Raw genomic sequence first — 14506 nt, 5'->3', positions numbered from 1 at the left:
TGTATCCCCCAAGTGATGCTTAGCTCTGGCATCACTTGGGAATCTCTCTAGGTTTACCATCATGTACGAACAGCCGCTCGTCAGTATTGCCATTCCTGCCTTCAATCCTGAGTTCTTGAACCGCACGCTGTTCAGTGCCATTTCGCAGTCCTATCCGAATCTCGAAGTAATCGTCTGTGATGACAGCCAAGGGGACAGGGTCAAGGAAATTTTCGATGAATGGGCCGCGCAGGCACGTTGTGAGCTTCGTTATGTACGCAATCCCGTTACGTTGGGTTTTGCGCACAACCTTCTAACGTGTCTTGAGCACTGCCGCGGTACGTTCATCAAATTCCTTTGTGATGACGACTGGTTGATTGCTGGCTGTATTGAACAAAAAGTTCGGGTGTTGATTGATTGCCCGGATGTCAACATGGTTGTAAACCATCGGCTGATCTGCGACGCAGATGAGACGTTGTTGCCTGCCCGTCTGGCAAACTGCGTGATCTCTCCATGCAGTGCGGTGCTCAATGGTGGCGACTTTCTCGAAGCTATCGAGGATAAAGCGACCAATCTTTTCGGAGGCATCAGCCATATGCTGATGCGCCGAGCGCCGGTGCAGGAGTACTTACCTGAACTTGTACAGGATGGAGCGGGATTCAGTGCTCGCCTGGATCTGGCCTTATACATTTGTCTGTTGCGCCGCGGTCACCTTGCTTACTTGACAACAATGTTAAGCCTTGAGCGTGTGCATGCGGGGCGTTTAAGCCATCACGCGAGTATGACGCTGGCATTTGATATGGAGACCGAGTGGTTGCTACAGATGTTGGCAGCGCGAACGGGCGAGCCCGCTCCCGCCAGCGGCTGGATTCGCTACATGCCGATAGAGAGCTATGCTCCAGTGGAAGGCAGGGTTTGGGAAGAGTTCGAGTTGACTCGCTTGTATGCCGGACAACTTGCCAGCTATCAACAGCAGGTGGGCACGCGCAGCCTTAGTTTTACCGAGCTGTATGCCGAATGGTTGGATTGCCGCAGTCTGTCTTCTGCTCAGATACGGCTGCTCCCCAAGCGGCTAGAGCAATGGCCTCAACAGCCGCGCATTGTTTCTGTGATCAGCAATCCAGGCAATGATGAACTGGCGTTGCAAATCACGCTGGACAGTATTTCGACGCAGTCCTATCTCGCCAGCGAAGTCTGGGTGCTCGCACCTGGGGCGGGGTCGCGTGTAGATACGCCGCAGGTCAAATACATTGCATCGGAAGGCAATGGCTTTAATCAGCTAAATGAGCATATAAATGCTGCCACCTCGGCGGATTGGGTATTCCTTTTAAAAGCTGGCGATCGCTTGCATCCGCATGCGTTGGTGATCATGGCGGAGCGTATGGCTGTGCGTGCGGACCGCTTGTGTCTGTACACCGACGAGGGCAGCCATGATGGTTTGGAAGCTTCCCAACCTATTTTCAAGCCAGACTTCAATCTGGACTTGATGCGCAGTTTTCCTTTCGTCGGGCGCATGCTCGCATTCGAACGCAAGGGTTTACTTGAGCTGGGGGGCTTCAACGACAGCTTTGATGTGCTGGCGCCTCAGGATTTGCTTTGGCGCCTGGTGGAAACCCACGGATTACAGGTGGTCGAGCATGTCGCCGAGCTGTTGGTGCAAAGTCCAACTGGTTACGGGGCGTGGTTGCTCGACCCAGAGTGCACCGTCCAGGCGCCGCGTATCCTGCGCGCGCACTTGCAGCGCCTCGAGGTTGCCGCCGAGTTGTTGAGTGCACCGGGGTCAATGGTGTCTCGGGTGCTTTACCAGCATGCGGATACGCCACTGGTCTCGATCATGATCGCTACCGGCAGCAATCTGCAGCTGTTGGCCAGGTGTGTTGAATCGATTTTCGAACACACCGCTTATGGCTCCTATGAGGTGCTTGTTTTAGCCAACGGCCAGGAGTCTGGTGAGTTTCAGGACTGGTTTGCGGCGATGCGTGCGCTGGATACGTCACAGCTGCGAATTGTTAAGATTGACGCAACGTGCGGATCGTTGTTGTTCAATCAGGCTAGTACTCAGGCGCGAGGCGATTATCTGTTGATGCTCGACGCTGGCTGCCTGATTTTCGACGCCCATTGGCTGGACGAGATGATGAGCCAGGCGCAGCGTCCTGAGGTCGGTGTCGTTGGCTCGAAGCTGTGTAACATGTCCGGTGGAGTTGAGAGCGCGGGGTTGGTGCTGGGCTTGCATGGTTTGGTTGGTAGCCCATTTATCGGGCAGACCGTCGATGCAAGTGGTTACATGAATCGGTTGGTCGTCGTACAAAACTTAAGTGCTGTAGAGGCTAGTTGCCTGCTTGTGCGTCGGAGCATTTTCAATGACGTGGCAGGTCTGGATGCGGAAGCATTTCAACGTGAGTTGTTTGATGCGGATCTGTGCTTGCGTATCCGCGATCATGGATATCTGGTGGTCTGGACTCCGTACGCCGTTGTTGCCCGGTTTGCGGATGACGAGCGCAGTAAGGCCTGCGCGCTTAGCAGCGAACAGGATCAGGAAATATTCTATAAGCGCTGGCTTTCCCGGATTGCTTATGACCCCGCATACAACCGCAACCTCAGTCTGAAAATGTCAAGCTTCAATATCGACGCAGGTTTGCTTAGCGGCTGGGATCCTTTTATCAGCCGAGCGCTGCCGTTCGTTCTGGGCCTGCCGATAAACACTTCGGCTGTTGGCCACTATCGCGTTGCCCAGCCATTCCATGAGTTGGAAAGTGCGGGCTGGATTCAGGGGCGTGTAGATTACTCCACCCCCGGTAATATCGAGTTGGAGAGAAGCAAGGCGGATGTAATTATCATGCAGTGCCGTTATATGCCGAGTTCCGTTCGTGAGTTTGAACGGGTCAAAAGCTTCTCCAACGCACGACGCATTTATGAGCTGGACGACTACATAATAGATGTGCCGAAGAAAAATGCGCACAGCCGCAATATGCCAGCCAATATGTTGGAGCTAGTAGGGCGCGGGATTTCAATGTGTGATCGTGTGGTTGTTTCAACTCAGCCGCTGGCTGATGCGCTATCCAGTATGCATCACGACATTCGTGTTGTGCCAAATATGCTGGCCTCACAACTGTGGTTGGGTTTGAAGAGCCGTCGTCAGACCTCGGTCAAGCCGCGAGTTGGGTGGGCGGGCGGCACGAGTCATCGCGGCGATCTGGAGTTGCTGGCTGATGTCGTCAAAGAACTGGCCAACGAAGTGGACTGGGTATTCTTCGGCATGTGCCCTGATATTCTGCGCCCTTACATCAAAGAATTCCATGCTGGGGTTCAGTTGGGCAGGTATCCCCAGAAGTTGGCAAGTTTGAACCTTGATTTGGCTTTGGCACCGCTCGAGGTAAACCTGTTCAACGATTGTAAAAGTAACCTTCGCTTGCTTGAGTATGGCGCGTGTGGCTTTCCCGTGATCTGCAGTGACACCAAAGCTTATCGGGGGTATTTGCCCTGCACTCGAGTAACAAGTCACACCTCTCGGGAGTGGTTGGCAGCAATCCGTATGCACCTCAGCGACCCTCAAGCGAGTTATCGCATCGGCGACGAGCTGCGGGAAGTAGTGTTACGTGATTATGTATTGACTGCTAACAATCTGCAGCAATGGGTCAACGGCTGGTTGGCGGATTAATCAAGTTCCACCGGTCGTTAGAGCCGGCAGACAATGACAAATTTAGTGAGGGGTGGATGATGGGCAACGTATCGAACGAGTTTGCGAAGCCGCTGGGCGATGTGACGGTCATCCTGCTCGGGACTGGCCGTACTGATTACTTGGGGCGAGCTAAAAACTATTACCGCCGAAAGGTCCCGCATCTGCAGGTGGTTACCGTTGAAGCTGATGCTCAAGGTATTTCGTCGCACGTTGATGCTCGGCAGGTAGCGCAGACTCAGGCCTGGAAGCGTGCAATTGGCGACTGTCTTGAGTGCATCGAGACGCCTTATGTCGTTCTTGTACCCGAGACGGATTTTCTTCTCGTCGACTCCTTGGGCGAATCGGTGGAGTTCCTCCATGCCAATCCGCAGTACGCCCTGTGCCAGGGGTTTTCGCTAGGCTATCGGCCCCTCAATGCCAGTGTCGGATACCACAAACTGGGTAACGCTTTAGAACATGGGGATGAGCCTGCCACCAGTCTTGAGCGAATTCGTCGCCACACTGCAAGCCGGCTTCAGGCTTGGCGTGCGGTGGTAAGGGTTGATGCGTTGTCGACGGTGGTTCGAGATGCCCCGGAGGACCTTGCACTGGAAAGCTGGAAGTCCGCACTTTCCTTTGGTCTGCTCGCTGAACACCCGGTGGCGATTTTGCCGTCGACTTTCGTTTTGATCGAACAGTCCAGTGCAGATGATGCTGAAGATGGCGCGGACACCGGGCTGGCCCCTTTTATTGAGGCATTGCGTAAGTGGGATGCGCAGACCTGGCAGTTCTGCCAAAGGCTTGTTGATCAGCAAGCCTTGGGGGACTTTGCTCGGTCGATGGCTGAGCCGGGGGAACATCCGCTGTTGTTCACTTCGAACTGGACGCAGGCCGGTCAGAAGCCAGAACGTGTGTTCGAGCCTAGACAGTTCATCGATTTGCCGTACTACTCTGCAAGCTTGTTCAATACTTTGACAGAGCTGGAGTTCCTGGTTCATGCGCAACCGGCTGGGGTTGTCCAGATCGGTGCACTCGAAGGGTGCTGGGTGCGCCAACAGGCTCTGCTGGAGGTCCATCCAAACGATACGCCTGGCAGTCTGCAGTATCGATACGCAGAGGCTTTTTCGCTGGGGCTTTTCAATGCTCGGGTGAGTGAGCGTTTGATGGGGGTGCTGGAAGATGAAGAAGATCGCCCGTTCAAAGAGCAGGTGGGTAGCTGGTACCAGCGGTTGCAAGTCAGCGATGCTTCGAATGTTGAACGCCTGCTGGAGTGCACGCCGTCGGGGAGAATTCTGCAGGCCCTTGAGCAAGCCACGCCACAGGGTTTGGCAAGGGAGCGGGTTCTGCGTCACCTGGATAAAAATCCTGCCCCCGTGTTGAACTTCCTGGTGATCGATTTGGAAGAAGATGACGCTGCCTTGCAGCGTACCTTCGATAGCTTGCTGGGTAGCGGTTTGCGAACCTTCAAGGTAGTAGTTCTCAGGGCAGGAGATCTTCCGGCAATTACCACTATCCATGACACCGTGCATTTTATCAGGGTTGCTAAAGGAAGCCTGGTCGCACGGCTGAACCAGGTCATTGGACAACTGAAAAGCGACTGGTTGATGGTGCTTGATGTCGGCGATGTGCTGGCACCTGGCGGAGTACTACGCCTGCATGTGGAGCTGTCGAGTGCCAGTGACTATCAGGCAATTTCCGCAAACGAGATTCAGCGTGACCAGCAAGGTTGCCTGCATAGTGTGGTGCGTCCTGCCAACAACATCGAGCTGTTGCGTAGCCGCCCTGACCTGATGTCCCGTCACTGGGTGCTTCGCCGTAGCGCAGTGCAAGCCTGCGGGGGGTTCAATGAAGCCTGCCAAGGAGCCTTTGAGTTCGATCTGCTGTTGCGCTTGATCGAGCAGAAGGGCGTTTCAGGCTTCGCCCACATGGATGAGTACCTTGTCATCGCCAAACAGGATGATGGGGCAATGGCCAAGGACGCTTACGAAACGCTCAAACGACATTTGGTCGTGCTGGGTTACCGTGGGCAAGTGAACATGTTGAGCGGTGGGGGGTTCCACATCGACTTCCGCCATTCACATACACCAATGGTCAGCATTTTGCTGCCTGCCGGCAGCAACTGCGAGCTGCTCAAGTCCTGCTTGGCGAGTATCACTCAGCGCACTCGTTATCAGCGTTATGAAATTATTGTGATCGGTGATTCCCGCACATCTGAAACGGTCAGGGAATACCTCTCTCGCTTCGAGGGAGCTAGTGGCCGGGTGAAAGTGCTGTGGAGTGAGCAAGCGCACACTCGAGAAAGCCTTTTGAGTCTGGCAAGTGGTACTGCCCAAGGCGAGTACCTGATTCTGTTGTCTGACCGTAGTCAGATCGTGACGCCAGCCTGGATTGAGTCTTTGCTGAACCAGGCGCAGCGGCCTGAGGTGGGTGTTGTTGGTTGCAAGATGATCAGTGAAGACAACATCATCAGTCACGCGGGTTTCGAACTGAACAGCTCCGGACGGGTATTGGCGTCTTGGGTCGGTTTGGCGCGGCAAGCGCTTGAACCTGCGGTGGGAGTCGCGATAGAGCGTGGCTGCCACGGGGTATCAAGTGACTGTTTGATGGTGCGTAAGTCGGCCTTTGAGCAAGTACAGGGCCTGGATACGATTAACGACAACCAGGTCGCCGCCGACATCGATTTTTGCTTGAAAGTTGCAACACTCGGGTTGCTGACGGTATGGGCGCCGCAAGCACAGGTACGCAACCCTGGTGTTGAGGCTGGCGACTTACGTGGAGCCGATATGCTCTTTGAGCGCTGGCCGGGTGCATTCTCCACCCGCGCAGTTGTAGAGGGTGAACGGGGCATTGATGTTTCCAGGGCAGCCAACGGCGGGCAGGTTTCGATGTTGGCCTGGGTTGACGAGTTGGGGGAAGTGGTGTGATCGACGGCAAAGTTGTCGGCTGTGGGATCACCACGTTCAATCGGCCAGAGCAATTGCAGCGGTTGTGTAAAACCCTGCCCTTGGACATCATCGATTATCTGGTCATTGTCAACGATGGAGAACCATACGCGCTGAGCGTGCCGGGTTGCGCTCATCATTTTCTTCAGAATGAATGCAACTTGGGCGTGGCCAAGTCCAAGAATAGAGCGCTGGACTACCTATTGGCGTGTGGCGCTGACCATATATTTCTGATCGAAGACGATATATTTGTTCGTGACCCAGAGGTTTTTTCCCGCTACGTCCAAGTTGCCAGCTTGACGGGAATTCAGCACATGAATTTCAGTCAACATGGAGTGATGAACAAGACGCCAGATGGCAGGCCGAATCCTCGTGTCACCATTGAGTATTCGGAAGAATTGAATGTGCCGTTCTACCCCCACTGTGTGGGGGCATTCTCCTACTATTCCAAGCAGTGCTTGTTGGATGTGGGTGGAATGGATGAAGGCTTTTACAACGCTTTCGAACATGTAGAACATACGCTGAGGGTAATCCAGGCCGGACAGCATCCGTCTTTCTGGTACTTTGCGGACATTCCTGATTCGGCGGCCTATCTGGGGGATGATGCCTGGAGCGTGGAGCAGTCGACAATCTCCTCCAGGCATGATCATCAAAAGATCGCTCAGTGCGCGGCGGCCTATTTTCAGGAGAAGCATGGGGTACCTCCTGTTGGTATACCGTTGGCGTCGTCTGATGAATTTGTTGCCAGCGTACGGGATATCCATGGACGCTACGCTGTTAAGTCGAGCCCCGAGGATGGCTCGGCTGAGCGTCGTCCTGGCATGGCGCTGGCGCATAAATACTGTGTCGGTCAAGGCATAGAGCTAGGCGCTGCGGCGCACAATGCTTTTTACTTGCCAAACTGCTTGAATGTGGCGCCAAGCGATGGTGTTGATTATGTCCATCCGCGGGATCTGGCAGACTTTTTAAAGTATAGCAATGCTCAAGTTGAACGTGTGGGGGATTTCGTTAGTGTCGATCTGGTTGGCGATTATCAAACTATTCGAAGCGAAGACGGTGCATTTGACTATATTGTAAGTTCCCATGTGATTGAACATGCTCCGAATGTATTCGCTGCCTATATTGAGTCCCAGCGGGTATTGAAGGATCTTGGTGTATTTTTTTGTATTTTTCCGAAACGCGTGGCGGCTGTCACCGATGGTGTTAGAGCGCTGACCACCTTGCCCGCGATGATTGAGGCGTTCGAACTGGGTGTCGGTATCGAGTCGATGCCCGAAGAACCATGGCGTGAACACTACCAGGTCTTCTCCTTGCAACGGATGCTGGAGGCAGTCAATTATTTGAATTGTAATGGTCTTGGTTGTTGGTATATCGAGTGTGTCGAGGAAACTGACAGCAAGGTCGGTAATGGGCACACCGTGGTCCTGCGCAAAGTTACAGGGTTGGCCGCTTCCCGAATTGTAGATAACAACGTTTTCGTCAGTGAATTGGAGGAGCGCTTGCAAGCAGGGTGCCTGCGTGAGGCGCTGACGATGATCAAGGTCTCGTTGTCATTTCAATTCTTCGACCCTGTCAAACTGCACCTCGCAGCTTTTCTAAGTCGAGAGGTTGGTGATGTTACAGAGGCTGTCGAGTTTCTACGCCAGGCTTTGATTGTCGAACCGGAAAACGAAGACTTTCGCAAGGTATTCTTCGAGTGGGCCGGGAGCTTCTATACTAATCCAGTGCTTTGAAGGTATTTGCAGAGGCTGGCGAGAATTTTGCAAAGGCTTAGACGCGATTGTGAGGCGTCATTTTTATGACCAGCCACGTTTACTCTAATCTCCATGTCCAGAGGCTATGATGGATTCGGTTCTCGAAAGTCAGCACGACACTTATTTTGTTCAGAAAGTAGCGGTTGGTTCATTGGCGGGTGTACCGCGTATCGATGTCATGACTCAGATCTGTCAGGACAAAAATGTATTGCATGTCGGATGTGTCGATTTTCCGATCACCGATCTGAACAATAATTTACACCTGCAACTGGAGTCAGTGTGTAAGTCGCTTGATGGCTTTGATGTGAACTCTGATGCCTTTGAGCAGCTTCAGCCTCACGTCAGTGGGCAGTTGTTCGACCGCTGGGAAGATGTCAGCGGGCAATACGATGTGGTCCTGGTTCCTGAGGTTATGGAACATGTGGATAATGTAGCTGATTTTCTGGGAAAACTATCTGCTCTGGATGCCAAGGCCTACGTTATCACTGTTCCTGATGCATTTCAGTGCTTCAGACAGCACTTTGATTACAATGCAGGTAGTGAGACGTTTGTCGAGGTCGTTCACCCGGATCATAACTGCTGGTACACGCCTTATACTTTTCAGAATTCGATAAAAAAGTACACCGACTGGAATATTCAGGGGATTTGGTTTTATAACCGGATATCCCTACTAATGATTGCCACGCGGGCGGCTTGAGTGTAGGGGCGTAGTAATGAAGATTCCGAAAATACTCCATATCATCTGGGTGGGCGATGAGTCGATTCGCCCGGATAACTGCATTGTAAGGGATCCATCATCCCCACATTCCAACCGTCCACCTGATTCCCGATGCTGTGCTCCCGATTTCTTTCTGGAGCCAGCCCGCCATGATGCGCCCCGACAGCAAAGTCGAAAAAGTCTACCTCTACCCCAAGCCCGTGGACTTTCGAAAGTCCATCGACGGCCTCACTGCCCTGGTCGAACTGGACATCAAGGTCGCCGTGTTCGACCCGGTACTTTTCGTCTTCCTCAATAAAGCCCGTAACCGCATCAAGGTGTTGTATTGGGAGCGCAACGGCTTCTGCCTTTGGCTCAAGCGCCTCGAAGCCGAGCGTTTCAAAACTTCACCCGACGCGACCGACGAAGCTATCGTACTGACCGTCCAGGAACTGAATTGGCTACTCGACGGTTTCGATCTCTGGCGCAACCGTCCGCATCAGGTTTTGACTCCTCGTTTCGTCGCCTGAGCGGGTATAATCCGGGCCATGATTTCAGTGCCCGATAACCTTCCTGACGACCCTGTCGCGCTCAAACTACTGCTTGCGCAGTTGTTGGCCGAGCGCACGGTCGACAAAGGTCAGATCGTCGACCTTAAGGAACAGGTCAAGCTGCTGCGTGACCGATTATTCAATCGCAAGTCCGAGCAAACCGTCGAGTCCAACACGCCCCAACTGGCGTTGTTCAATGAACCCGAAAGTCAGTGGGTACCTACCGCTGATGATGCCGACGAAGAAGTTGTTGCGCCAAGCAAGCAGCGCGGCAAACGCAAGCCACTGTCGGCTGACCTGCCACGCATTGAAGTCATTCATGACTTGCCCGAGCACGAACTGACTTGCGCCTGTGGTTGCCGCAAACACGTGATTGGCGAGCAAACCAGCGAACAACTCGACATCGTGCCGATGCAGATCCGTGTGCTTAAACACGTACGCAAAATCTATGGCTGCCGTGGCTGCGAAACCGCGCCGGTCACCGCTGACAAGCCGGCCCAATTGATTGAAAAGAGCATGGCCAGTCCCAGCGTGCTGGCGATGTTGCTGACCACCAAATACGTCGATGGCCTGCCGCTGCACCGCTTCGAGACGGTGCTGAACCGACATGGTATCGAGATCCCCCGGCAAACCCTGGCCCGCTGGGTCATCCAGTGCAGCGAACACTTTCAGCCACTGCTGAACCTGATGCGTGACCGCCTGCTGGAAAGCCCGGTGATCCATTGCGATGAAACTCGCGTGCAGGTGCTCAAAGAGCCGGATCGTGATCCGACCAGTCAATCCTGGATGTGGGTGCAGGCCAGTGGCCCGCCTGATCGACAAGTCGTGCTGTTCGATTACACCACCAGCCGCGCGCAGGAGGTGCCGCTGCGCCTGCTGGAGGGCTATCGCGGTTACGTGATGACCGATGATTACGCCGGCTACAACGTGTTGGCGCTACAGCCGGGCGTTGAACGACTGGCGTGCATGGCGCATGTCCGGCGTAAATTCGTCGAAGCGCAGAAGGTGCAGCCTAAGGGCAAGACCGGTCGCGCCGATGTTGCGCTGACGATGATCAACAAACTGTATGGCATCGAACGCGACCTCAAGGATGCCAGCGATGAACAGCGATTCCTCGGTCGTCAGGAACGAAGCCTGCCGATCCTTGAGCAGTTGAAAAGTTGGCTCGACAAGACGCACTCACAGGTGACACCGCAAAGCGTACTGGGCAAGGCGGTGCTTTACCTGGCAAACAACTGGAACCGCTTGGAGCGGTATGTCGAGGCGGGCCACCTGCCGATCGACAACAACCTGGCAGAGCGGGCCATAAAGCCGTTTGTGATCGGGCGCAAAGCTTGGCTGTTCAGTGACACGCCCAAGGGAGCCACGGCTAGCGCGCAGATCTACAGCTTGGTCGAAACCGCCAAGGTCAACGGCCAAGAGCCCTATACGTGGCTGCGCCACGTCCTGGAGCGACTGCCGCACGCCTCATCGGTAGCAGACTACGAAGCGCTGCTGCCATGGAACTGTTCGCCAGAGATGCCACGGTAACCTTGGCTTCCACCTTGTGGTAGGTGGGGTTCATGGATCGGTTACACTGCATTGCCACATGGCGTGAACTGAACCCCACCTGGGACGTGCGCATCTGGGGGAATCAGGAGTTGGCCGAGTTCGGTTGGGTGAACTCGGCGCATATGACCGAAATGTACGGTTCCGAGCTCAACGGTGTGGCAGACCTGATGAGATGGGAGATCTTGTATCACATCGGTGGGCTGGTGGTTGACGCAGACAGCATCTGTGTTCGCCCTCTGGAAGACTGGATGCTGGAGTGTGAAAGCTTTGCCTGCTGGGAAAACGAGCTCGTCCGTCCCAACCTGGTCGCTGCAGGGTATGTCGCCTCGGTCCCTCAGAATTCGTTCTACGGGCAGTTGGTGCTGGACCTGAAGAACAAACCGACCGTATTGAACGGTAAGGCATGGGAAACCGTCGGTCCTCTGTTTTTGACTACTGCCTATCGTCAATATCAGTATGTGAATCTAACTGTTTTTCCTAGTCATTTTTTCATTCCGCGGCACTACACAGGGGTTGAATACACAGGCTCAGGCCCGATTTATGCCAAGCAGGCATGGGCCAGCACAAAAGTCAGCTACGACTCATTGCACCAAATGGATGATTTTTCCGGTCTGTAGTCAAGGCCATTAGGCCCTGGGGGCTGGTGGTGTGCCCGCTCTCGATCTCTAAGGGGCTGTTTCCAGGCAAGTTTGGCCGCGCGACTATGGATAATAATGCGCGATCGTGACTTGGCAGTCGAAACGTGCATCTTTAATCTAATCAGTCGCTGAATCGGCTCCGGGGGTGGGCGTGCAGGGCGTGCAGCCCGTTGTTCTTCTCCGGTGTCCGTGAAAATCCGCCATACCTATTGGGAAGCCACAATGATTGGCATCAAAAGCATTGCGAGTTACGTACCGGTTGAAGGCGTGGACAACTACGCCCAGGGTGCAAAATTCGCCAAGGACCAAGAGTTCATTCTCGGCAAGATCGGGTCGACATTCCTGCCGCGTAAAGACGTCGGCCAGGAAACCTCTGACCTCTGCGTGGAGGCGGTCAAGGCCCTGTTCGCTGCCAATCCGAGCCTGTCGCCTGAGTCCATTGATGCGCTGATTGTCGTCACTCAGAACGGTGATGAAGAAGGATTACCGCATACAGCTGCCATCGTCCAGGATAAGCTGGGTTTGCCTACCCATGTTGCGGCCTTCGACATTTCCTTGGGATGTTCGGGCTACGTCTATGGCCTTTATGCCATGAAGGGTTTCATGGAGGCGGCAGGTTTGAAAAACGGCCTGCTGATCACCGCAGATCCGTATTCGAAAATTGTCGATCCAGAAGATCGCAACACCACGATGTTGTTCGGTGATGCGGCAACCGTGACCTGGATGGGGGAGGACGCTCGTTGGCAATTGGGTAAAGCTAAGTTCGGTACCGATGGTGGTGGCGCCGCGCACCTCAAGGTCAGCGATGGCGTGTTCTTCATGAACGGCCGTCAGGTGTTCAATTTTGCCCTGCTTAAAGTGCCTGCGCACCTGCACGAGTTGCTGGGCGATAGCCAGCTGACAGCAGCCGACATTGACCTGTTCTGTATCCATCAGGGCAGTGCGGCGATTGTTGATGCGGTAGCTCGGCGTTTCGAGAATGACCCGGACAAGTTCGTCAAGGACATGGTTGAGACGGGTAACACTGTGTCTTCGAGCATTCCGCTGCTGCTGGAGAAGCACGTGCTGGGCTCGCAGCACCAACGGGTCGCTTTGAGTGGGTTTGGTGTTGGCCTGTCCTGGGGGTCAGCGATTATCGAGCGCAAGGGCTGAGATCGATCCCTGTCTGAAAAGCGCTGCCGGTTACCCGGCGGCGCTTTTTTGTACCTGTGTTTCATGCGGTGGATCTATTGGCGTCAAACCCTTGATTTCATTGCAGTGGCAGGGTGCCAGTAAAAAAATTCAAAAAAGCCCTAAAGCAACTTGCCAAGACGACGATAACCATTACGAAGGTTCTCTAGGCCACACCCGGCGGTTGCCAGGGCCGGAAGCCGCAATACCCACACACGAGGAATTCGTCATGGCATTAACCGTAAACACCAACGTCACGTCGCTGAACGTTCAGAAAAACCTGAACCGCGCTTCCGACGCTCTGAGCACCTCGATGACTCGTCTGTCTTCCGGCCTGAAAATCAACAGCGCCAAAGACGACGCCGCTGGCCTGCAGATTGCTACTCGTATGACCTCGCAGATCCGCGGTCAAACCATGGCAATCAAAAACGCCAACGACGGTATCTCGATCGCCCAGACTGCTGAAGGCGCGATGCAAGAGCAGGTCAACATCCTGCAGCGTATGCGCGAACTGGCTCTGCAATCGCGAAACGACTCCAACGATTCGACTAACCGTACCTCGCTGGACAATGAATTCAAGGAAATGGCTGCGGAACTGACCCGTATCGCCCAATCCACCCAACTGAACGGTAAAAACCTGTTGGACGGTTCGGCCAGCGTCATGACCTTCCAGGTCGGCTCCAACACTGGTGGCGAAAACCAGATCAAGATCGACCTGAGTGGCAAGTTCACCGCTAGCGACCTGGGTATCACCAGCGCCATCACCATCGCCGGTAGCGACAGCGCCGTCGCCGAAACTAACTTCTCGGCTGCCATGGTTGCAATCGACAAGGCTGTTGGCTCCATCGGTAACTCTCGCGCCGCGCTGGGTGCTGTTCAGAACCGTATGACCAGCACCATCAACAACCTGCAGAACATCAACGAAAACGCTGATGCTGCTCGTGGTCGCGTGCAAGATACCGACTTCGCTGCTGAAACTGCCCAGCTGACCAAGCAGCAGACTCTGCAACAAGCGTCGACTTCGGTTCTGGCCCAGGCCAACCAATTGCCATCCGCCGTGCTGAAACTGCTTCAGTAATCGCCTGATGGTTATCGGCGGGGAAGTGCGGATACTGCACTTCCCCGCCTTTTGCATTGAGAGGTGGTGACATGGATATGAGCGTGAAGCTGAGCCTGTCGTACCCTACGGCGAAGCCGGTCGAGCAGACCATCGAGCGCCCGGCAGCAAGGCCGATTGAGGTGGTGGAAGCCACCAGGTCAGTGCAGGGGGCGGCAGACACAGGTGTTTCTGAAGCTGAAAAAGTGAAAAGCGCCGTCAAGGACATTGAAAGGTTCCTGGCCTCATCGCGACGTAATCTTGAATTTTCCACGGATGAAGAGTCCGGCAGAATTATTGTCAAAGTCATCGCCAGCGAAACAGGTGAGTTGATCCGCCAACTTCCTTCGGAAGAGGCGTTGAAGATTGCTCACAGCCTGAGTGATGTGAACAGCCTGCTGTTCAATGCCAAGGCCTGATACTGGCGGCAGAATGGTAAGTCCGCTAGTCTGGCCCGGCTAGAGCGGCGC

The 14506-nt window shown here is 54.4% G+C and carries 10 protein-coding genes; all 10 read left to right on the top strand.

The genetic code is table 11. The annotated features are described in order from the left end of the window. Nucleotides 1-61 precede the first annotated feature (61 nt). Complete coding sequence (locus H8F21_RS23990) at nt 62-3637, top strand: glycosyltransferase (protein WP_203585485.1); 3576 nt, start codon at nt 62-64, stop codon at nt 3635-3637. A gap of 59 nt (nt 3638-3696) precedes the next feature. Beyond that, on the top strand, nt 3697-6561 hold the full coding sequence (locus H8F21_RS23985; RefSeq protein WP_203585484.1) for a glycosyltransferase family 2 protein: 2865 nt from the start codon (nt 3697-3699) through the stop codon (nt 6559-6561). Beyond that, nucleotides 6558-8312 carry a methyltransferase domain-containing protein gene (locus H8F21_RS29870; protein ID WP_328824534.1) on the top strand — a complete coding sequence of 585 codons (1755 nt, stop codon included), beginning with the start codon at nt 6558-6560 and terminating at the stop codon, nt 8310-8312. The genes H8F21_RS23985 and H8F21_RS29870 overlap by 4 nt, the downstream gene beginning before the upstream one ends. Before the next feature lie 109 nt (nt 8313-8421). Further along, entirely contained in the window at nt 8422-9030 is a 609-nt protein-coding gene (locus H8F21_RS23970; RefSeq protein WP_203585483.1) for a class I SAM-dependent methyltransferase, read from the top strand. A 170-nt stretch (nt 9031-9200) separates the two neighbouring features. Beyond that, nucleotides 9201-9560 (top strand): IS66 family insertion sequence element accessory protein TnpB, encoded by a 360-nt coding sequence (gene tnpB / locus H8F21_RS23965; RefSeq protein ID WP_009687920.1) that lies wholly within the window; start codon nt 9201-9203, stop codon nt 9558-9560. Nucleotides 9561-9578: 18 nt separating this feature from the next. Then, nucleotides 9579-11111 carry an IS66-like element ISPpu15 family transposase gene (locus tag H8F21_RS23960; RefSeq protein ID WP_203585482.1) on the top strand — a complete coding sequence of 511 codons (1533 nt, stop codon included), beginning with the start codon at nt 9579-9581 and terminating at the stop codon, nt 11109-11111. 32 nt (nt 11112-11143) lie between these two features. After that, a complete protein-coding gene (locus H8F21_RS23955; RefSeq protein WP_203585481.1) occupies nt 11144-11749 on the top strand; it encodes a glycosyltransferase in 606 nt (201 codons plus the stop codon). Nucleotides 11750-11992: 243 nt separating this feature from the next. Beyond that, a complete protein-coding gene (locus tag H8F21_RS23950) occupies nt 11993-12922 on the top strand; it encodes a ketoacyl-ACP synthase III (protein WP_203585480.1) in 930 nt (309 codons plus the stop codon). A 247-nt stretch (nt 12923-13169) separates the two neighbouring features. Next, complete coding sequence (locus H8F21_RS23945; RefSeq protein ID WP_203585479.1) at nt 13170-14018, top strand: flagellin domain-containing protein; 849 nt, start codon at nt 13170-13172, stop codon at nt 14016-14018. A gap of 71 nt (nt 14019-14089) precedes the next feature. Next, nucleotides 14090-14455 carry a flagellar protein FlaG gene (locus tag H8F21_RS23940; RefSeq protein ID WP_203585478.1) on the top strand — a complete coding sequence of 122 codons (366 nt, stop codon included), beginning with the start codon at nt 14090-14092 and terminating at the stop codon, nt 14453-14455. The last annotated feature ends 51 nt before the right edge of the window (nt 14456-14506 follow it).

The organism is Pseudomonas arcuscaelestis (genome assembly GCF_016881005.1).
Classification (GTDB): Bacteria; Pseudomonadota; Gammaproteobacteria; order Pseudomonadales; family Pseudomonadaceae; genus Aquipseudomonas; species Aquipseudomonas arcuscaelestis.
This window is presented reverse-complemented; position numbering and strand designations above follow the sequence as displayed.

Excerpts from the sequence above, each read along its gene's own strand:
- H8F21_RS23990 (WP_203585485.1), top strand. The coding sequence starts at position 62 with ATGTACGAACAGCCGCTCGTCAGTATTGCCATTCCTGCCTTCAATCCT.
- H8F21_RS23970 (WP_203585483.1), top strand. The coding sequence starts at position 8,422 with ATGGATTCGGTTCTCGAAAGTCAGCACGACACTTATTTTGTTCAGAAA.
- H8F21_RS23960 (WP_203585482.1), top strand. The coding sequence starts at position 9,579 with ATGATTTCAGTGCCCGATAACCTTCCTGACGACCCTGTCGCGCTCAAA.
- H8F21_RS23950 (WP_203585480.1), top strand. The coding sequence starts at position 11,993 with ATGATTGGCATCAAAAGCATTGCGAGTTACGTACCGGTTGAAGGCGTG.
- tnpB (WP_009687920.1), top strand. The coding sequence starts at position 9,201 with ATGATGCGCCCCGACAGCAAAGTCGAAAAAGTCTACCTCTACCCCAAG.
- H8F21_RS23955 (WP_203585481.1), top strand. The coding sequence starts at position 11,144 with ATGGATCGGTTACACTGCATTGCCACATGGCGTGAACTGAACCCCACC.
- H8F21_RS23985 (WP_203585484.1), top strand. The coding sequence starts at position 3,697 with ATGGGCAACGTATCGAACGAGTTTGCGAAGCCGCTGGGCGATGTGACG.
- H8F21_RS23940 (WP_203585478.1), top strand. The coding sequence starts at position 14,090 with ATGGATATGAGCGTGAAGCTGAGCCTGTCGTACCCTACGGCGAAGCCG.
- H8F21_RS23945 (WP_203585479.1), top strand. The coding sequence starts at position 13,170 with ATGGCATTAACCGTAAACACCAACGTCACGTCGCTGAACGTTCAGAAA.